The sequence below is a fragment of the Pantoea sp. X-Soil-ISGK-285 genome (assembly GCF_059730815.1).
Window position 1 is genome coordinate 509496 of record NZ_AP035938.1, and the last position, 20259, is coordinate 529754.

The following is a 20259-nucleotide window of genomic DNA, read 5'->3' on the forward strand; positions in this document are numbered from 1 at the left end:
CTGCGGCCGGATAAACCGGCCATAGCGTCCTCAGGCCGGGCCGCTGACCGAGTGGCGGCGCACCAGGGTCGGACTGAACATGTGGGTCACTTCCGGCAGCGGCTGATTGTTGGCCAGCGCCAGCGCCAGCTGGGCCGCCTGCTGCGCCATGGTGACAATCGGATAGCGGATGGTGGTGAGGCGCGGTCGCACATAGCGCGAAACCAGCACATCATCGAAGCCGATCAGCGACATCTCTTCCGGCACCCGAACGCCGTTATCGCTCAGCACCGCCAGCGCGCCGGCGGCCATTGAGTCGTTGTAGCAGGCGACGGCGGTGAAATTCTTGCCGCGACCCAGCAGTTCCGTCATCGCCTGCTCACCGCCCACTTCATCCGGTTCACCCCAGGTGACCAGCCGATCGCTGCACGGCAGGCCATGTTCTTTCAGCGCATCGTAGTAACCCTGCAGGCGATCTTCTGCATCGGAGATAGTGTGGGTCGAGCAGATAAAGGCGATATTCTGGTGGCCAAGCTGGATCAGATGACGGGTCGCCAGCCAGGCGCCGTAACGGTCGTCGAGCGCGATACAGCGTTTTTCAAAGCCTTTTATCAGCCGGTTCAGCAGCACCATGCCAGGCACCTGCTTCATCAGCACTTCCAGTTCTGCATCCGGGATTTTCTTAGCGTGAACCACCAGCGCCGCGCAGCGGTGACGCATCAGTTGTTCAATCGCCTGCCGCTCTTTTTGCTCATTATGGTAACCGTTACCAATCAGCAAAAAGTTACCGGTGTCACCTGCCACCTCATCCACGGCTTTTACCATTGCGCCAAAAAAGGGATCGGAGACGTCACCGACAATCAGGCCGAGCGTTTCGGTCGATTGCTGCGCCAGCGCACGTGCGTTGGCGTTCGGGTGATACTGAAGCTGCTCCATCGCCTGACCTACGGCCTGTCGGGAGCTGTCGCTGGCTTTGGGAGAATTATTGATTACACGGGAGACTGTGGCGACAGAAACGCCAGCCAGTCGCGCAACATCCTTTATGGTAGCCATGCGTTGACCTGCTTTGGGGAAAACGTTTACACATCGCATCAGTGTTACGGAAAAGGGCTGACACATCAACCCGACAGAATGCCAGCGTCGTCGCAAAAAGGGGCAAAAACGGTCACTGCTGCACGTCTTCTGCTGAGGCGTCGCACCATGCTATGCTCAATCTCCCACCTGGCTACCGTGAAAAACAACGATGAAAACCAAAGTGCCACATCTGGCGCACTGGGGCGCCTTTACCGCCGTCACTGAAAACGATCGCCTGATTGGCTGCGAACCTTTCTTCGCCGATGCCGATCCGTCACCGATGATCCACACCATTCCTGAACTGGTCTATTCCGACAAACGCATTCGTCAGCCGATGGTGCGGCGCTCGTGGCTGAAGTCACGCGAAAAGAGCGACCGTACGCTGCGTGGCCGGGAGGATTTTGTTGCCGTCGACTGGGAAACCGCGCTGGATCTGGTGGCGGAGGAGAATCGCCGCATTCGCGAGCGCTATGGCGCATCGGGCATTTTCAACGGCTCCTACGGCTGGTCATCGGCCGGACGTGTTAACCATGCCCGCACCCTGATTCGTCGCTTCTACTTTCAGGGCGGCGGCGGCGTTGATCAGCAGGGTAACTACAGCTGGGGCGCCGCGCAGTTCTTCCTGCCCTATGTGATTGGCACCTACATGCCGCTGACCGGGCGCGTCACCGAATGGCCGCAGGTGGTGGAACATGCCGAAATTTTTGTCGCCTTTGGTGGGCTGGCGCTGAAAAACGCCCAGGTCGCCTCGGGGGGCGCAGGGCAGCACAGCCTGAAACCGGCGCTGATGCAACTGGCGGCCAAAGGCACGCCGGTGATCAACATCAGCCCGATGCGTGATGACTGCCCGGAATTTGTTAACGCCGAGTGGATTCCGATTCGCCCCAACACCGACGTGGCGCTGATGCTGGCGCTGGGACATGAGATCACCCAGCGCGGCGCGGTTGACGAAGCGTTTCTCGCCAACCACTGCACCGGCTGGCCGCAGCTGCGCGCCTATCTGCTGGGCGAAACCGACGGCGTGGCGAAAACCGCCGGCTGGGCCAGCCGTATCACCGGCATCCCGGCCGATCGCATTGTGCAGCTGGCGCAGCAGCTCACCGGCAAGCGCAGCTTTATTACCTGCTCCTATTCCGTTCAGCGCGCCCATCGCGGCGAACAGCCTTACTGGATGATGATTGCGCTGTCGTCGATGCTCGGCCAGCCAGGCCTGCCGGGCGCAGGTTTCTCCTTTGGTCACGGTTCGATGAACAGCGTCGGCAACCCGCGCCAGGAAGGTCCGGCTCCGATGATGAGCACCGGCCCGAATCCTTCCGGGCTGTCGATTCCGGTGGCGCGGATCAGCGATATGCTGCTCAATCCCGGCCAGCCTTACCGCTTTCAGGGCGAAACCCTGCACTATCCCGACATTCACATGGTGCACTGGGCGGGCGGCAATCCTTTCCATCATCATCAGCAGCTCAACCGGCTGGTGGAGGGCTGGCAGCGGCCCGATACGGTCGTGGTGCAGGATATCGTCTGGACACCCGCCGCGCAGATGGCGGACATCGTACTGCCTGCGACCACCACGCTGGAGCGCAATGATATCGGCGGCTCCTCACGCGACCGCTTTGTGCTGGCGATGCATCAGGCGATTAAACCGCAGCATCAGGCTCGCAACGACTTCGATATTTTTGCTGACCTGGCGGAGCGCCTCGGCTACCGCGATACCTTCACCGAAGGGCGCAACGAGATGCAGTGGATCGCCCATCTTTATCAGCAGTGTGCGACGGCGCATCAGCGTAAAGGCATCGATTTCCCATCGTTTGAGGAGTTCTGGCAGCGCGGCTTTGTGGAGATTCCCGAAGGGGGCAAACCCTATCAGTTTATGGATGATTTCCGTGCCGATCCGCAGGCCAATCCGATTAAAACTGCCAGCGGCAAAATCGAGCTCTTCAGCCAGACCATTGCGGACTACCAGCTGGACGATTTCGCCGGCCATCCGGAATGGCGTGAACCGCAGGAGTGGCTCGGTTCGCCGGTCAGCCGCGACTATCCGCTGCACATGATCTCGATTCAGCCTTCCGACCGGTTGCACAGTCAGCTGGATGCGACAGAAACGGTGCAGGGCAATAAAACCGCCGGACATGAAACGCTCTACATGCATCCGCAGGATGCGGCCGCGCGCGGGCTGGTGGAGGGCGACGAGATAGAGGTGAGCAACGCACGCGGCGTGATGCTGGCGGGCGTGCGGATCACCGATGGCGTGACGCAGGGCGTGGTGATTATCGCCACCGGCGCCTGGTTTGATCCCGGCTTTGGCAAGGCGTGGCAGCCGCACGATCGCGCGGGTAACCCCAACGTGCTGACGCTCGACATCGGCACCTCGTCGCTGACGCAGGGGCCAAACGCCATGAGCTGCCTGGTGGAAATCAAAAAACATCAGGATTGCACAATAGCGTAAGGATCTCATGGCTGGTTACATTTTGCCGGTAACTGTTGCGTTTGAGAGATGGCAGCCGATCGATCCCTCTTGCTACATTCAGGGTCCCAGAGGTATTGATGGGTGAACATCAATAGATTTTCTTGATTACACCAACCTGCGCAGATGCGCAGGTTTTTTTTTTGCCAGAAATCGGCTGCCGATAACGAACTGATACACAGTTTTCCTGTTATACGGCCAGCGCTTTCTTTATAACTGCTGGCACCAGCCCCTTTCTCTTTATTTTGCGCAGCGGAATGCCATGCCCCGGATTAAAAAACTACTGGGAAAAGACCAGATAAAAGCGCCGTTTAACCCTTTTCGTTTCCGACTGATCTGCCTGGGTGTCACGACCTGTCTGGTGGTGCTGCTGGCGCGCGTCGCGGACCTGCAGTTCCTGAATCAGCCGATGCTGGAGCACGAAGCGGATCAGCGATCGCTGCGTACCGTGACGCTGCCGACCAGTCGCGGCACGCTGCTGGATCGTAACGGTGAAGCGCTGGCGCTCAGCGTCCCGTCGCGCGACGTGATTGCCGATCCGCAGCGCGTGCTGGAGAGCAACCCCGATTTTACCAGTGCCAAATGGGCCTATCTGGCGGCGGCGCTCAACACCCGTCCCGAAGAGCTGGCGGCGCAGATCACCGCCAACCCGAAACGTCGCTTCCTCTATCTGGGGCGTAAAGTCGAGCTGGGCATCGCCAAAGATATTAAAGAGCTGAAGCTGAAAGGCATCAGCGAAGTCTATGACGACAGCCGTTTCTATCCGATGAGCGAGGCCTCTGCGCCGCTGATCGGTATCGTCGGGGCGGATAACGTCGGCCTGAACGGACTGGAAAAGGGCTTTGATAAAGTATTGCAGGGCGAGCCGGGCAAAGAGGTCTATCGGCAGGATGCCGCAGGCAATATCATCGCGATGATCAACTATCAGCCGCCGACCCAGCCGCCGACGGTACAGCTCAGCATCGACAAATATGACCAGTACACGCTCTACAGCAAACTGCGCGACGGCGTACTGATCAACAAGGCGGACTCCGGTGCGGCCGTGCTGGTGAAAATCGACACCGGCGAGATTCTGGCGATGGCCTCCTATCCGTCGTTCAACCCCAACAATTATGAAGGGGCAACGCCCGCGCAGATGCGTAACTCTGCCATCAATGACAGCTACGAACCGGGATCGACCGTCAAGCCGTTAGTGGTGATGGAAGCGCTGGAGCGCCACCTGGTGCGCCCGGATTCGGTGATCGACACCACGCCTTACAGCGTTAACGGCCACCTGATCCGCGACGTCGGCCACTGGCCGCGCCTGACCATGACCGGCATTTTGCAAAAATCGAGCGACATCGGCGTGTCACACCTCGCGCTGGCGATGCCCGCCGAAGCGCTGGTCAACACCTATCATGCGTTCGGCCTTGGCAAACCAACCGGCTTAGGGCTGACCGGCGAAAGCGTCGGCTACTTTCCGTTGCACCGCACCCGCTGGGCAGATATCGAGCGGGCCACCTTCTCCTTTGGCTATGGCCTGCGTGTGACGCCGCTGCAGATTGCCCGCGAATACGCCACGCTCGGCTCCTATGGCATTTACCGTCCGCTGTCGATCACCCGCGTTACGCCACCGGTCATGGGACGCCAGGTCGCCAACCCGGAAACGGTGAAAGAGGTGGTGCACATGCTGGAGAGTGACGTCCTGCCGGGCGGAACCGGGCTGAAAGCCGCGGTGCCGGGCTACCGTCTGGCAACCAAAACCGGTACGGCGGAAAAAATGGGCACCAGCGGCAAGTATGATGGCGGCTACGTCAACTACACCGCCGGTCTCGCTCCCGCCAGTCATCCTGAAGTGGCACTGGTGGTGATGATCAACCATCCGACGGCGGGCGATCACTTCGGTGGCTCGGTTGCTGCGCCGGTGTTCGGCAATATCATGGGACCGGTACTGAAACACATGAATATTGCACCGGATGCCATCTACACCAAACCGGCCGCCACGCCTTCAGATAAATCTTAGAAAAATCAGAGTGTAAGCGAGGCGTGAAGGATATTCACACCTCGTTGCACTTCCCCGAATTCGGTTGCGTTTTCCTGCTGTCTCCGCGCGGTCAATCAGTGCGAGGATAGCAGTCCCAGAGGTATTGATGGGTGTGAAAACAACACTGCTTCGGCAGTGAGACCCTGTTATTACACCAACCCACGCAGATGCGTGGGTTTTTTTTGCCTGCTTGCCTGAGCCTGCCGTTACCGCTGTAAAAACCCCCGCTAAATCAACATCGTTCTTAACGAAACCCTGACAGTTTGCCAATAGAAAGGCGCGTCGCCTTTCACTGATAATGGCCGCCGTGAAGCCTGGCGGTTTTTTGCTCGCCGCCGCTCACTGCCGCATTCCGCACGTTCCGGGATTTCTTTTTCTGCTTATCTGAAGAGTTCGACGATGACTCACCTTTCTCGCCCCGCGCGTTCCTTTGGGCTTAAATGGCTGCTTCTGTTGCTGGTGGCGGCGATTGTCGCTGGGGTTATCTGGCGTCTGCTGGCGGCAGGTCACGGGCCGGGCGAGGGGATGCCGTCGGGCAGACCGGGTGCGCATGGCATGATGGGCGGAGGGGCAACGCTGGTTCACAGCGGTGTCGCCAGCACGGCGGATGTGCCGGTGTGGCTGAATGCACTCGGCACGGTCATCCCCAACGCCAGCGTCACGGTGACCAGCCGCGTTGACGGCCAGCTGGAGCAGGTTTTCTTTACCGAGGGGCAGAAAGTCAGCGCCAGGCAGCTGCTGGCGCAGATCGATCCGCGCAGCTTTCAGGCCACGCTTAACCAGTATCAGGGCGAACTCAGCGAAAACCAGGCGCTGCTGAAAAGTGCGGAGCTGACGCTGGCGCGCTACCGCAAACTGGCGGCGCAGGATGCACTGGCGCGTCAGGATCTGGACAGCCAGATTGCCACCGTCGGGCAGTATCGCGGTGCCGTCGCCGCCGATCAGGCGCAGATCGCCAGTGCCAGACTCAGCATTGAATATGCCCGGATCACCGCCCCGATCAGCGGGCGCGTCGGCCTGCGTCAGGTCGATCCCGGCAACATGGTTCAGAGTGCCAGCAGCACCGGTCTGGTGACCATCACCCAGATGCAGCCTGCCGCCGTGACCTTTAGCGTGCCACAAAGCGAAATCCCGACGCTGGTCAGCGTGCTGCATCAGGGGCAGAGCCTGCCCGCCACGCTGTATGATCAGGACAACCAGCATCAGCTCGGCAGTGGCGAAGTGAAGTTCATCAGCAACCAGATCGACACCGCCACCGGCACCGTGGCGCTGAAAGCGGTGTTCGCTAACCAGGATGAGTCGCTGTTTGCCAATCAGTTTGTGAATCTGCGGCTGCAGACCCGGGTGCTGAAAGGCGCGACGGTGATCCCGGCCCAGGCGCTGCAGCTGAGCAGCGACGGCAGCTTTGTCTTTGTGATCAACCAGGATCACAGCGTTACGCGCAAAGCGGTCACCACCGGTCCCGCTTTCGGAGACGAACAGCAGGCGATCCTCAGCGGCGTTTCGCCGGGCGATCGGCTGGTGACGGAAGGGATCGATCGTCTGACCAGCGGCAGCAAAGTGTCGCTGGCCGATGAGACGCCCGCCGCTGCGGGTGCTGTGTCGAAATGAACCCGTCGCGCCTGTTTATTCTGCGTCCGGTCGCCACCATTCTGCTGATGGTCGGCGTGCTGATCGCCGGCATTTTTGCCTGGAAATTCCTCTCTACCTCGGCGCTGCCGCAGGTCGACTATCCGATCATTCAGGTCACCACGCTCTATCCGGGTGCCAGCCCGGATGTGATGGCATCGTCGGTCACCTCACCGCTGGAGCGCCAGTTAGGGCAGATGGCGGGGCTGAGCCAGATGAGCTCCACCAGTGCCAGCGGCTCCTCGATCATTACCCTGAAGTTCAGCCTCGATCTGTCGCTGGATGTCGCCGAGCAGGAGGTGCAGGCAGCGATCAATGCGGCGAATAACCTGCTGCCCGACGACCTGCCCAATCCGCCGACCTACAAAAAGGTCAATCCGGCGGACAGCGCGGTGGTGACGCTGGCGGCGAGCTCCAGCACGCTGCCGTTGACCGCGGTGCAGGATCTGGTCAACACCCGGGTGGCGCTGAAGCTGTCGCAGATCTCCGGCGTCGGGATGGTGACGCTGGCGGGCGGCCACCAGCCGGCGATTCGGGTGCAGATGAATCCTCAGGCGCTGGCGGCGCATCATCTGACGCTGGAGGCGGTAAATACGCTGATTGGCAACAGCAACGTCAATGGCTCCAAAGGCGGCTTTGACGGGAAATATCATTCGGTGACCATTGACGCCAACGACCAGCTGCGCACCGCAACCGAGTACGGCAACCTCATCCTCAGCTATGAGAATGGCGCGGCGCTGCGCCTGAAAGATATCGCCCACATTGAACAGGGCCCGGAAAACAGCTTCCAGTCGGCGTGGGCCAACAACCAGCCCGCGATTGTAATCAGCGTGCAGCGTCAGCCGGGCGCGAACGTCATCCAGGTGGTGGACAACATCAAGGCGCAGCTCCCCGCGCTGCAGGCGGCACTGCCGGAGGGGGTGAAGATGACCATTCTCTCCGATCGCACCCAGACCATTCGCGCCTCGATCAGCGACGTGCAGTTTGAACTGATGCTGTCGATTGCGCTGGTGGTGATGGTGACTTTCCTGTTCCTGCGCAACGTTGCTGCCACGCTGATTCCGAGCGTGGCAGTGCCGCTGTCGCTGGTCGGCACCTTTGGTGTGATGTATCTGGCGGGCTTCAGCCTGAATAATCTGTCGCTGATGGCGCTGACCATCGCCACCGGTTTTGTCATTGATGACGCTATTGTGGTGGTCGAGAACATCTCCCGGCGGCTGGAGCAGGGCGAGTCACCGATGGAAGCCGCGCTGAAAGGCTCACAGCAGATTGGCTTCACCATCATCTCGCTGACCTTTTCGCTGATTGCGGTGCTGATCCCGCTGCTGTTTATGGGCGATGTGGTCGGGCGACTGTTCCGGGAGTTCGCGATTACGCTGGCGGTGGCGATTCTGGTGTCAATGCTGGTGTCGCTGACCCTGACACCGATGCTGTGTGCCTGGCTGCTGCGCCACATTCCGCCCGAGCAGCAGTCGACGTTTGCCCGCAAGGGCGGCGAGCTGTTTGATGCCCTGGTGCGCGGCTATGACCGGCTGCTGACCGTGGTACTGAATCATCAGAAACTGACGCTGCTGGTGGCGCTGGCCACCTTCGGGCTGACGGCGCTGCTCTACATGATGGTGCCGAAAGGCTTCTTCCCGACCCAGGATACCGGGCTGATTCAGGGTATTACCGTCGCCTCACAGGACGTCTCGTTTAACGCCATGGCAACGCGGCAGCAGGCGTTGTCGGCGCGGATCCTGAAAAACCCGGCGGTGGAGAGCGTCTCATCGACGATCGGCATCGACGGCACCAACACCAGCCTTAACAGCGGGCGGTTGCAGATCAACCTGAAGCCGTTTGGCTCGCGTGATGTGAAAGCGGGTGAGGTGATTAAACAACTGCAACAGGCGACCGCCGATGTGCCGGGCATCCGGCTCTATCTGCAACCGGCGCAGGATCTCACCGTCAACGATCAGGTCTCGCCGAGTCAGTATCAGTTCACCCTCGATGATGCCGACAGTGAAAATCTGGTCAGCGAGTCGCCGAAACTGGTGGCGGCATTGCAGCAGCGGCCCGAGTTTAATGGCGTGGTAAGTAACCTGCAGGATCAGGGGCGCGTCTCTTACGTTGAGCTGAACCGCGATAAAGCGGCGCGCTTCGGCATTACTGCCTCGGACGTGGACACCGCGCTCTATAACGCCTTTGGTCAGCGGCTGGTCTCGACCATCTTCACCCAGTCGAATCAGTATCGGGTGGTGCTGGAAGTGGCTCCGGCATACCAGCAGGGTCCGGCGTCGTTTGATGATGTCTGGCTGCAATCGTCCGGCAGCAGCAGTTCGGCGTCGTCATCCACCAGCACGGCTTCATCAGCGTCTTCGTCTTCATCAACGTCTTCGTCAACATCGTCGTCTTCGTCGACGTCCACTTCAGCCTCTGACACCAGCGCCAGCCCGACCAGCAGCGGCATGGTCAAACTCACTGCTATCGCCACCATTCACCAGCGCACCGGTTCGCTGATGCATATGCGGCTGAATCAGTTTCCGGCGGTGATGATCTCCTTCAACCTTAATCCGGGCTATTCGCTGGAGGATGGACAGCGGGCGATCGCGGAAGTACGGGAGCAGCTGCATCTGCCGGAGAGCACCACGCTGCGTTATCAGGGGGAAACCTCGGCGTTTCAGAGCGCCACCGGCAACACGCTGTGGCTGATTCTGGCGGCGCTGATCACCATGTATGTGGTGCTCGGCATCCTCTACGAGAGCTTTATCCATCCGGTGACCATCCTCTCTACGCTGCCGTCGGCGGCGGTGGGCGCGTTGCTGACGCTGCTGCTGGCGGGCACCGAATTCAGCCTGATTGCGCTGATTGGGGTGATACTGCTGATCGGCATCGTGAAAAAGAACGCCATCATGATGATCGACTTCGCGCTGGAGGCGGAACACCATCAGCAGCTCAGCGCGCGCGACGCGATTCATCAGGCCTGCCTGCTGCGCTTCCGCCCGATTCTGATGACGACGATGGCAGCGCTGCTGGGTGCGCTGCCGCTGATGCTGGCCTCCGGCTCCGGGGCAGAGCTGCGTCAGCCGCTGGGGCTGGTGATTGTCGGCGGGCTGATTGTCAGTCAGGTGCTGACACTCTTCTCCACGCCGGTCATTTACCTCCTGTTTGATGGGCTGGCACAGCGCGGTAACGCCTGGGTGAAACGCCGTCAGCAGCGGGCGCGGAGCGGGCAATGAATCTGACACGGCTGTTTATCTTTCGTCCGGTGGCGACGCTGCTGCTGACGCTGGCGATCCTGCTGCTGGGCGCGCTGGGCTACCGGCTGCTGCCGGTAGCACCGCTGCCGCAGGTCGATTTTCCTACCATCATGGTCAGCGCCAGCCTGGCAGGCGCCAGCCCGGAAACCATGGCGGCGACGGTCGCTACGCCGCTGGAACGTTCGCTGGGGCAGATTGCCGGTATCAGTGAGATGACCTCCAGCAGCTCGCAGGGCTCCAGCAGCATCATCCTGCAGTTTGAACTGGACCGCGATATTAATGGCGCGGCACGCGACGTGCAGGCGGCAATCAACGCGGCGCGCAGCCTGCTGCCCAGCGCAATGGCCTCGCTGCCAACCTATCGCAAAGCCAACCCGTCAGACGCGCCAATAGTGATGCTGGCGCTGACCTCTGCCACCCGCACGCCAGGCGAGCTCTACGATCTGGCGGAGAGCAAAATCGAACAGGCGATGGGGCAGGTACAGGGCGTCGGCGAAGTGTCGCTGATGGGCAGCGCCTTACCGGCGGTGCGGATTGATCTGCAGCCGCTGAAGCTGACCCATTACGGCATCTCGCTGGAGACGGTGCGTGCCGCCGTCGCCAACAGCACCACTAATCTGCCTAAAGGGATCTTACAGGGCAGTGACCAGTCGTGGCTGGTGGACAGCAACGGCCAGCTGGAGAAGGCGGCCAGCTACCGCGATCTGATCATCACTTATCAGCAGGGCAACGCGGTGCGGCTGCGTGACGTCGCCACGGTCTATGACTCGGTGGAAGATCGCTATCAGGCGGGGTTTCTGAATGCCACACCGGCGGTGATGATCGGTATCAAACGTCAGGCGGGTGCCAACATGCTGGAAACCATCGACGCGATAAAAGCGCAGTTGCCGCAGCTGGAAAAGAGTCTGCCTGCTGACAGCCAGCTGAACGTGGTGGTTGACCGTTCGCCTGGCGTGCGCGCCTCGCTGTATGACACCGAAGAGACGCTGCTGATCGCGGTGCTGCTGGTGATTGCGGTGGTGTTTATTTTTCTGCGCAATCTGCAGGCGGTGATCATTCCGGCGCTGGCACTGCCGGTGTCGCTGATCGGCACCTGCGCGGTGATGTATCTGCTGGGATACAGCCTGGATAACCTGTCGCTGATGGCGCTGATTATCGCCACCGGCTTCGTGGTGGATGATGCGATTGTGGTGCTGGAGAACATCACCCGTCACATTGAGCGCGGGCTGAGCCCGCTGCGGGCGGCGCTGCGCGGGGCGCAGGAGGTGAGCTTCACCGTGCTGTCGATGACCGTGTCGCTGATCGCGGTGTTCATCCCAATCCTGCTGATGGGCAGCATTGTCGGGCGGCTGTTCCGCGAATTCGCCGTGACGCTCACCGTGTCGCTGCTGATCTCGCTGTTTGTCTCACTCAGCCTGACGCCGATGCTCTGCGCCCGCCTGCTGAAACCAAAGCCGCCCGTCAGCCTGCGGCCGCATCCGCTCTGGCAGTTTATTGAAAACCAGCTGAATCGCCTGCTGGCCGCCTACGGGCGCGGGCTGGCCTGGGTGATGCGCCATCAGAAACTGACGCTGCTCAGCCTGCTGCTGACCGTACTACTGAATGTTTTTCTCTTCGTCGTGGTGCAGAAGGGCTTCTTCCCCAATCAGGATACCGGGCTGCTGATGGGTGCGCTGCGCGCCGATCAGAACATCTCGTTCCAGGCGATGAAGCCGAAAATGCTGATGTTCACGCAGATCATTCAGGAAGACCCGGCGGTAGAGAGCGTGATGTCGTCGATGGGCAGCGGGATGTTTGGCTCCCGCAACAGCGCCAACTTCTTTGTGCGGCTTAAAGATTTTGATCAGCGCGATGCGACCGCCACCGAGGTGGCCAACCGGCTGACGCGCAAAACCAGTCACATCGCCGGGGCGCAGATGTTCCTGATGGCGGCGCAGGACCTGCACATTGGCGGACGCAGCGCCAACGCCACGTATCAGTACAGCCTGCAGGCGGACGATCTCGATCTGCTGCGCACCTGGACGCCGAAAGTGCAGGCGGCGCTGGCGGCGATCCCCGAGCTTAACAGCGTGGACTCCGATTCGCAGACCGGCGGCCAGGAGGTAGAGCTGAACATCGATCGTGATCGCGCCACCCGGCTGGGCGTCAACGTGAACATGCTGGATACGCTGCTGAACAATGCGTTCAGCCAGCGGCAGATCGCCACGCTCTATCACACCCTGAATCAGTATCACGTGGTGATGTCACTGCAGGATAGCGACACCGCCAATCCTGAGACGCTGCAGCAGCTTTATGTGATTAACGACAGCGGTGACCGCGTGCCGCTCTCCGCTTTTGTCCGCTTCAGCGGCGGCAACGCGCCGCTGTCGGTGGCGCATCAGGGCCAGTCCGCGACCAGCACCCTGGCGTTTAATCTCAACGAGGGGGTGTCACTGGAACAGGCGCAGGAACTGATAAAACAGGCGATGGCGAAGCTGGGCCTGCCATCGACCCTTCATGCCGGTTTTGCCGGCACCGCCGCCGCCTTTTCTCAGCTGACCGCGACCATACCGTGGCTGATTCTGGCGGCGCTGGCGGCGGTCTATCTTGTGCTCGGCGTGCTCTATGAGAGCTACATCCATCCGCTGACCATTCTTTCGACCCTGCCGTCAGCGGGCGTCGGCGCGCTGTTACTGCTGCTGCTGACCGGCACGCAGCTCACGGTAATCGCGCTGATTGGCATCATCCTGTTGATCGGCATCGTGAAAAAGAACGCCATCATGATGATCGATTTCGCCATCGACGCGGAGCGGCGGCAGGGCATGTCGCCACAGCAGGCGATCACCCAGGCGTGCCTGATGCGCTTCCGGCCCATCATGATGACCACGCTGGCCGCCTTTTTCGGCGCGTTGCCGCTGGCGCTGGGCAGCGGCGGTGATGCCGATCTGCGCAGCCCGCTGGGCATCGCTATCGCGGGCGGACTGGCGTTCAGCCAGCTGCTGACGCTGTTTACCACGCCGGTTGTTTATCTTTGGCTCGATCGTCTGGGCCGTGCCACTCAACGTCAATGGCGTCGTCTGCGCCCTACGGAATCCTGATCCATGAAACCGCTTATCCCCTTTGTTGTGATGCTGCTGAGCGGCTGTAGCGTCGGTCCCGACTATCAGCGCCCCGCGATGGCGATGCCGGTCCACTATAAAGAGGCCAGAGGCTGGCAGCAGGCGACGCCGCTTGATGCGCAAAGCAAAGGCGAATGGTGGGCGGTTTATCACGATGCCATCCTGAGCGGGCTGCTGAGCCAGGTGAGCATCTCGAACCTGAACGTGGCGAATTATGCCGCGCAGTACCGGCAGGCACAGGCGCTGGCGAGTGAGTCACGCGCGGCGCTGTTTCCCTCGCTGGGCTATGACGGCAGCGCGACGCGCAGCGGCAGCCACGCGACTGACAGCAGCGTTCGCACCACCAGCAGCAGCCATCAGGCGGAGCTGAGTGCCAGCTGGGAGCTGGATCTGTGGGGCAAACTGCGACGCACGCTGGAGGAGAACCGCGCCAGCGCCTCGGCCAGCGCGGCGGAACTGGCCAATATCACCCTGAGCGCCCAGTCTGAACTGGCGCAGGACTATTTCCAGCTGCGCATCATGGATCAGAAAATCGCGCTCTATCAGCAGAGCGTTGATGCTTATCAGCGCTATCTGAAAGTGATTACCAGCCAGTATCAGGCGGGCACCGCGTCGCGTGCCACCCTGGCTCAGGCGCAGCTGCAGCTGGAGAGCGCCAGCGCCTCGGCGCAGGATTATCAGTGGCAGCGCGCGCAGATGGAGCACGCCATTGCGCTGCTGATCGGCAAAGCACCCGCTGAATTCAGCCTGACCGCCGCGCCGCTGACGGCCACGCTGCCCGCGATTCCGGCAGCCCTGCCGGGCGAGCTGTTGCAGCGCCGTCCCGACATTGCTTACGCCGAACGTAACATGGCCGCGGCCAATGCTGCGGTGGGCGTGGCGGTGGCCGGTTACTATCCCGACCTGACCCTGAGCGCCAGCGGTGGCGTCAGTTCTTCCGTGCTGCATTCCCTCTTCTCGCTGCCGAATCGCGTCTGGTCGCTGGGGCCGGAGCTGAGCGGCACGCTGCTGGATTTTGGTGCGACCGCAGCACAGGTCGATCAGGCACGAGCGGGCTGGGATGCCAGCGTTGCGACCTATCGTCAGACGGTGCTGACCGCAATGCAGGAGGTAGAAGATAAGCTGGTGGAGCTGAACACGCTGCAGGGTGAGATCGCCGCGCAGCAGCGCGCCACCGAAGCGGCGCAGACCTCGGCGCGGGTAACGCGTTTGCAATATGAGGCGGGCATGATTACGTATCTGGATGTGGCGACCACCGAAAACAGCCGCCTGAGCGCGCAGCAGAGTTTGCTGACGCTGCAGAGCACGCAGTGGGTCAGCAGTGTGGCGCTGATTGCCGCGCTGGGCGGTGGCTGGCAGGCACCCTGAAGGCGGCGTCAGGTTACCGATAATTCTGTTGTCGAACCGCGTCAAATCCTGCATCGTGAGGGGCTATTTTCACGATGCTAAGGAGCCGGCATGGTTTTCACACTATTGCGCCTGATATTTCGCCTGTTATGGCGGGTCGAACTGCGTGGCGACGTCGCCGAACTGCATAAGCAGAAGGTATTGATCACGCCGAACCATATGTCGTTTCTCGACGGCATATTGCTGGCGCTATTTTTGCCGATTAAGCCGGTCTATGCGGTCTATTCGACCATCAGCGAAAGCTGGTTTATGCGGCTGGTTAAACCCTTTATCGACTATGTACCGCTCGATCCCACCAAACCCATGGCGCTCAAACAGCTGGTCAGGCTGATCGACAGTGGCCGTCCGGTGGTGATCTTCCCGGAAGGACGTATTACCGTCACCGGATCGCTGATGAAGATCTACAGCGGGGCGGGTTTTGTCGCGGCGCGTTCGGGCGCGAATGTGGTGCCGATGCGCATTGAAGGCGCAGAGTACACGCCGTTTGGTCGTCTGGCGGGCGTGTTTAAACGTCGCCTGTTCCCGCGCATCACCCTGACGATTCTGCCCGCCACCCGCATTCCGATGCCGGAGGCGAAACGGGCGCGCGATCGGCGCGTGCTGGCCGGTGAGCATCTGCATCATGTGATGATGGAAGCGCGCATGGCGGTGCGTCCGCGTGAAACCCTGTTTGAGGCATTTCTGGCGGCGCGTACGCGTTATGGCGCGTTTAAGCGCTGCATCGAAGATGTCAATTTCAAACCTGACAGCTACAACGGACTGCTGAAGAAGGCGCTGGGCGTGGGCCGTATTCTGGAGCGCTACAGCCAGCCGCGCGAAGTGGTAGGACTGCTGCTGCCCAATACCACCGTCACGGCGGCGGCGATTTTCGGGGCATCCCTGCGCGGGCGTGTTCCGGCGATGCTCAACTATACGGCGGGCGTGAACGGCATGCGGGCGGCACTGACCGCCGCGCAGATCAAAACGGTCTTCACGTCGCGCCAGTTCCTGGACAAAGGCAACCTGTGGCATCTGCCACAGGGGCTCGATGATGTGCAGTGGATCTATCTGGAAGATCTGAAAGATACCGTGACCAGTAAGGACAAACTGTGGATCGTCGCCCATCTGCTGATGCCGCATCGCGCACAGCTGCCCCAGCAGCCGGAAGACGCCGCGATGGTACTGTTTACCTCCGGCTCGGAAGGCAATCCTAAAGGGGTGGTGCATTCGCATAAAAGCCTGCTGGCGAACGTTGAACAGATCCGCACCATCGCCGACTTCACCCCGCGCGACCGCTTTATGTCGGCGCTGCCGCTGTTCCATGCGTTTGGTCTGACCGTCGGGCTGTTTACGCCGCTGATGACCGGCGCGCAGGTGTTCCTCTATCCCAGCCCGCTGCACTATCGCATCGTGCCGGAGCTGGTCTATGACCGCAACTGCACCGTGCTGTTTGGCACCTCGACCTTCCTCGGCAACTATGCGCGCTTTGCCGCGCCCTATGATTTTGCCCGCCTGCGCTATGTGGTGGCGGGGGCGGAGAAGCTGCAGGAGAACACCCGTCAGCTCTACATGGAGAAGTATGGCATTCGCATTCTTGAAGGCTACGGCGTAACCGAATGCGCGCCAGTGGTCGCGATTAACGTGCCGATGGCGGCGAAGGCGCACACCGTCGGACGCATTCTGCCGGGCATGGATTCGCGGCTGATGTCGGTGCCGGGCATTGAGCAGGGCGGACGGCTGCAACTGCGCGGACCGAACGTGATGAAGGGCTATCTGCGGGTTGAGAATCCAGGCGTGCTGGAAGTGCCGGTCGCCGACGATGGCGAAGGCAATCAGGAAGCGGGCTGGTATGACACGGGTGATATCGTCAGCTTTGATGACGGCGGTTTCTGCCAGATTCAGGGGCGCGCCAAACGCTTCGCGAAGATTGCCGGTGAGATGGTGTCGCTGGAGATCGTCGAGCAGATCGCTCTGAAAGCGTCGCCGGACAAACAACATGCCGCCTCGCTGCGCCCGGATGGTCAGCGTGGTGAGGCGCTGGTGCTGTTCACCACCGACGCTGAACTGGCGCGCGACAGCCTGCAGAAAGCGGCCCGCGAGCTGGGGGCGCCAGAACTGGCGCTGCCGCGTGATATCCGGGTGATGAAGCAGTTGCCGCAGCTGGGCAGCGGTAAACCCGATTACGTCACGCTGAAAAAAATGGCGGAAGAGGAGCAGGCATGAGCCTTGATCGTAATGCGCCGCTGATGTCACGCGGCATGATCGCCGTGATTATCGCCCAGTTCTTTTCGGCCTTCGGCGATAACGCGCTGCTGTTTGCCACGCTGGCCGTGCTGAAAAGCCAGTTCTATCCCGACTGGAGCCAGCCGGTGCTGCAGATGCTCTTTGTCGCGGCCTACATTCTGCTGGCACCGTTTGTCGGTCAGGTCGCGGACAGCATGGCAAAAGGGCGGGTGATGATGCTCGCCAACAGCCTGAAGCTGCTGGGCGCGCTGGTGATCTGCTTCGGCTTCAACCCCTTCCTCGGATATACCCTGGTGGGCGCGGGCGCAGCCGCTTACTCTCCGGCTAAATATGGCATCCTCGGTGAGATCACTCACGGCGAGAAGCTGGTGAAAGCCAACGGGCTGATGGAGGGATCGACCATCGCCGCCATTCTGCTCGGCTCAGTGGCGGGTGGGATGCTGGCTGACTGGCATCTGCTGGCGGCGCTGGGGATCTGTGCGCTGACCTACGGCATTGCCGTGGTGGCCAACCTGTTTATCCCGAAACTGCAGGCGGCGCGTCCTGGTCAGAGCTGGCAGCTGGGTATGATGGTACGCAGTTTTTTCAGTGCTGCCGCGCTGCTATGGCGTGATGCGGAGACGCGCTTCTCGCTGCTCGGCACCAGCCTGTTCTGGGGCGCAGGCGTGACGCTGCGTTTTCTGCTGGTGCTGTGGGTGCCGGTGGCGCTGGGCATCAGTGACAACACCACGCCAACGACCCTGAATGCCATGGTGGCGATCGGGATTGTGATTGGGGCGGCGGCGGCGGCGAAGCTGGTGACGCTTGAAACGGTGCGTCGCTGTATGCCAGCCGGTGTGCTGATTGGTGTGATGGTCGTCGTCTTCGCGCTGCAGCATTCTCTGCTGAATGCCTATCTGGTGCTGATGCTGATTGGCGCGCTGGGCGGTTTCTTTGTGGTGCCGCTGAATGCACTGCTGCAGGCGCGGGGCAAAGAAAGCGTCGGTTCAGGTAATGCGATTGCGGTGCAGAATCTGGGTGAGAACAGCGCCATGCTGATCATGCTGGGGCTCTATACGCTGGCGATCAAGGCGGGTGCACCTGCGGTGGCGACGGGCGTCGGTTTTGGCGTGCTGTTTGCGCTGGCGATAGCGCTGCTGTGGCTGTGGCGTCCGGCTAAGCGTTAAGCGATTCACCGCCTCTCTCCGGGATAGCCGGAGAGAGGCGGGCGCCCTCGTTAACAATAGATGTTAACAACGGAGATTAGCGACGAAGGGCAATCGCTTCGATTTCGATCTTCACATCTTTTGGCAGACGCGCCACTTCGACACAGGAACGCGCCGGGAAGTGCGCTTCATGCTCGGTGAAAAACGCCTCATAAGCCGCATTGACCGTGGCGAAGTCATTTAAATCCTTTACGAACACCGTGGTCTTCACGATGTCGCCGACCTTCAGACCCGCTGCTTCAACAATCGCCTTCACATTTTCCAGTGACTGACGCGCCTGTGCGGCAACGTCATCCGCCACCTGGCCGGTCGCCGGATCCACCGGGATCTGGCCAGAGGTGATGATCATGCTGCCCAGATCGACACCCTGAACATAGGGGCCGATAGCGGCAGGGGCTTTTTCAGTACTGATTTCACGAGACATCATTGCTCCTTTGATTACGTCGTCAGGCGGCGATGCCGCCGGTGTTGCCCATTATAAGGTCGGGCAGGGCGATTACCAGTGACCCAGCACCACATGGCGGGCGAACTCTTTTTCGCAATATTTGCACTTCAGATGCACATCGTCGGCGCGCTGCTTCACGGCAAAGCTGGAGAAGACCGGCTCGCTGCGGCTGATGCAGTTGCTGTTGGGGCAGGTCAGCACCCGTTCAACGTGGTCCGGCAGCGTCGGGGCGATCTTCGCGACCACTTCATAGTCGTCGATGCGGTTGACCGTAGCATGGGGCGCATAGACCGCCAGCTGATTGACCTGATCGTCGGTGAGAAAGGTATTCTCAATCTTGATCAGATCTTTGCGGCCCATCTCGCCTGAGGGCAGATTCAGGCCAATGGTAATGCGCTGATCGGTTTCGGTCAGCCGGAACAGAGAGAGCAATTTAAAGCCGATCTGCGCCGGAATATGGTCGATGACCGTGCCGCGTTTGATCGCTTCGACCTGCAGTTTGTTGTCCTGCGTCATGGGGGTATCTCCTTACAGGGCGAGTTCGCTGTTTAAAACCAGTGCCAGCAGAGCCTGGCGCGCATAGATGCCGTTACCCGCCTGCTGGAAATACCAGGCATACGGGGTTTTATCGACATCGGTGGTGATTTCGTCGATGCGCGGCAGCGGGTGCAGTACCTTCATATTGTCGCGCGCTGTAGCGAGATCGGCAGCGCGCAGAATGAACTGCGCTTTGACGTTGGCATATTCTGACGGATCGAGCCGCTCTTTCTGCACCCGCGTCATGTAGAGGATATCGAGCTGCGGCATCACCTCTTCAAAGCTGTCGTGACGTGACCAGCTGATATTCTTCTCATCCAGCATATCGGTGATATAGGCCGGCATCGCCAGCGCATCGGGCGCGATAAAGAAGAAGCGGTTGCCGTCAAACTTCGCCAGCGCCTGGGTCAGGGAGTGGACGGTGCGGCCATACTTCAGGTCGCCGACCATCGCCACATTCAGCTGATTAAGACGGCTCTGCGTCTCCTGAATGGTGAAGAGATCAAGCAGCGTCTGGGTCGGATGCTGGTTCGCGCCGTCACCGGCGTTGAGAATCGGGATGCCGCCGGAGAACTCGGTCGCCAGCCGCGCCGCGCCTTCCTGCGGGTGACGCATCACGATCGCATCGACGTAGGTGCTGATCACTGAAATGGTGTCGGCCAGGGTTTCGCCTTTTTTGCCCAGCGACGTATTACTGCCGTCAGCAAAGCCCACCGCTGACGCGCCGAGGCGATGAATGGCGGTTTCAAACGACAGGCGGGTACGGGTAGACGCCTCAAAGAAGCAGCTGGCGATAACCTTGTGCTTCAGCAGTTCCGGCTGCGGGTGGGCTTTAAGCTTTGCGGCGGTGTGCAACGCCAGTTCCAGCTCTTCACGACTGAGGTCGTTAATTGAAATAATGTGCTTGCGATATAGCGGGTTAGCCATAGCTGTCTCCTC

At 60.7% G+C, this 20259-nt stretch carries 12 protein-coding genes; 8 read left to right on the forward strand and 4 right to left on the reverse strand.

All coding sequences use genetic code 11. The features are described from left to right. Nucleotides 1-30: 30 nt before the first annotated feature. Entirely contained in the window at nt 31-1032 is a 1002-nt protein-coding gene (gene galR / locus AC6I8B_RS02310) for an HTH-type transcriptional regulator GalR (protein WP_010251726.1), read from the reverse strand. Nucleotides 1033-1222: 190 nt separating this feature from the next. On the opposite strand from galR, the gene AC6I8B_RS02315 reads away from it, so the two are divergent. From AC6I8B_RS02315 to lplT, 8 genes are all read left to right on the forward strand, one after another. Next, the gene (locus tag AC6I8B_RS02315) at nt 1223-3496 is read left to right on the forward strand and encodes a molybdopterin guanine dinucleotide-containing S/N-oxide reductase (protein ID WP_497817570.1); all 2274 of its coding nucleotides are present in this window, start codon (nt 1223-1225) and stop codon (nt 3494-3496) included. Nucleotides 3497-3776: 280 nt separating this feature from the next. Next, complete coding sequence (locus tag AC6I8B_RS02320; protein ID WP_010251720.1) at nt 3777-5516, forward strand: penicillin-binding transpeptidase domain-containing protein; 1740 nt, start codon at nt 3777-3779, stop codon at nt 5514-5516. 420 nt (nt 5517-5936) lie between these two features. After that, entirely contained in the window at nt 5937-7148 is a 1212-nt protein-coding gene (locus tag AC6I8B_RS02325) for an efflux RND transporter periplasmic adaptor subunit (protein WP_497817571.1), read from the forward strand. Further along, nucleotides 7145-10384, forward strand: coding sequence for an efflux RND transporter permease subunit (locus AC6I8B_RS02330; protein ID WP_497817572.1), 3240 nt, complete (start codon nt 7145-7147; stop codon nt 10382-10384). Before AC6I8B_RS02325 ends, AC6I8B_RS02330 begins: the two co-directional genes overlap by 4 nt. Then, a complete protein-coding gene (locus AC6I8B_RS02335) occupies nt 10381-13482 on the forward strand; it encodes a multidrug efflux RND transporter permease subunit (protein ID WP_497817573.1) in 3102 nt (1033 codons plus the stop codon). The genes AC6I8B_RS02330 and AC6I8B_RS02335 overlap by 4 nt, the downstream gene beginning before the upstream one ends. Nucleotides 13483-13485: 3 nt before the next feature. Further along, on the forward strand, nt 13486-14871 hold the full coding sequence (locus AC6I8B_RS02340; protein WP_157353473.1) for an efflux transporter outer membrane subunit: 1386 nt from the start codon (nt 13486-13488) through the stop codon (nt 14869-14871). Between the two features lie 90 nt (nt 14872-14961). Then, the gene (gene aas, locus AC6I8B_RS02345; RefSeq protein WP_010671792.1) at nt 14962-17112 is read left to right on the forward strand and encodes a bifunctional acyl-ACP--phospholipid O-acyltransferase/long-chain-fatty-acid--ACP ligase; all 2151 of its coding nucleotides are present in this window, start codon (nt 14962-14964) and stop codon (nt 17110-17112) included. After that, nucleotides 17109-18299, forward strand: coding sequence for a lysophospholipid transporter LplT (gene lplT / locus AC6I8B_RS02350; protein ID WP_010251689.1), 1191 nt, complete (start codon nt 17109-17111; stop codon nt 18297-18299). The genes aas and lplT overlap by 4 nt, the downstream gene beginning before the upstream one ends. Nucleotides 18300-18375: 76 nt before the next feature. On the opposite strand, the gene ridA is transcribed toward lplT, so the two are convergent. The 3 genes from ridA to pyrB all read right to left on the reverse strand — a co-directional run bounded on the left by ridA (nt 18376) and on the right by pyrB (nt 20247). Beyond that, nucleotides 18376-18762: a 2-iminobutanoate/2-iminopropanoate deaminase gene (ridA, locus tag AC6I8B_RS02355; protein WP_010251687.1), complete on the reverse strand. Its 387-nt coding sequence runs from the start codon at nt 18760-18762 to the stop codon at nt 18376-18378. Between the two features lie 72 nt (nt 18763-18834). Then, the gene (gene pyrI / locus AC6I8B_RS02360) at nt 18835-19299 is read right to left on the reverse strand and encodes an aspartate carbamoyltransferase regulatory subunit (RefSeq protein ID WP_010251684.1); all 465 of its coding nucleotides are present in this window, start codon (nt 19297-19299) and stop codon (nt 18835-18837) included. Between the two features lie 12 nt (nt 19300-19311). Then, nucleotides 19312-20247, reverse strand: a complete 936-nt coding sequence (pyrB, locus tag AC6I8B_RS02365) for an aspartate carbamoyltransferase (RefSeq protein ID WP_010251681.1) — start codon at nt 20245-20247, stop codon at nt 19312-19314. Nucleotides 20248-20259 lie beyond the last annotated feature (12 nt).

Excerpts from the sequence above, each read along its gene's own strand:
- pyrB (WP_010251681.1), bottom strand. The coding sequence starts at position 20,247 with ATGGCTAACCCGCTATATCGCAAGCACATTATTTCAATTAACGACCTC.
- AC6I8B_RS02315 (WP_497817570.1), top strand. The coding sequence starts at position 1,223 with ATGAAAACCAAAGTGCCACATCTGGCGCACTGGGGCGCCTTTACCGCC.
- pyrI (WP_010251684.1), bottom strand. The coding sequence starts at position 19,299 with ATGACGCAGGACAACAAACTGCAGGTCGAAGCGATCAAACGCGGCACG.
- AC6I8B_RS02335 (WP_497817573.1), top strand. The coding sequence starts at position 10,381 with ATGAATCTGACACGGCTGTTTATCTTTCGTCCGGTGGCGACGCTGCTG.
- lplT (WP_010251689.1), top strand. The coding sequence starts at position 17,109 with ATGAGCCTTGATCGTAATGCGCCGCTGATGTCACGCGGCATGATCGCC.
- ridA (WP_010251687.1), bottom strand. The coding sequence starts at position 18,762 with ATGTCTCGTGAAATCAGTACTGAAAAAGCCCCTGCCGCTATCGGCCCC.
- AC6I8B_RS02330 (WP_497817572.1), top strand. The coding sequence starts at position 7,145 with ATGAACCCGTCGCGCCTGTTTATTCTGCGTCCGGTCGCCACCATTCTG.
- AC6I8B_RS02325 (WP_497817571.1), top strand. The coding sequence starts at position 5,937 with ATGACTCACCTTTCTCGCCCCGCGCGTTCCTTTGGGCTTAAATGGCTG.
- AC6I8B_RS02340 (WP_157353473.1), top strand. The coding sequence starts at position 13,486 with ATGAAACCGCTTATCCCCTTTGTTGTGATGCTGCTGAGCGGCTGTAGC.
- AC6I8B_RS02320 (WP_010251720.1), top strand. The coding sequence starts at position 3,777 with ATGCCCCGGATTAAAAAACTACTGGGAAAAGACCAGATAAAAGCGCCG.
- galR (WP_010251726.1), bottom strand. The coding sequence starts at position 1,032 with ATGGCTACCATAAAGGATGTTGCGCGACTGGCTGGCGTTTCTGTCGCC.
- aas (WP_010671792.1), top strand. The coding sequence starts at position 14,962 with ATGGTTTTCACACTATTGCGCCTGATATTTCGCCTGTTATGGCGGGTC.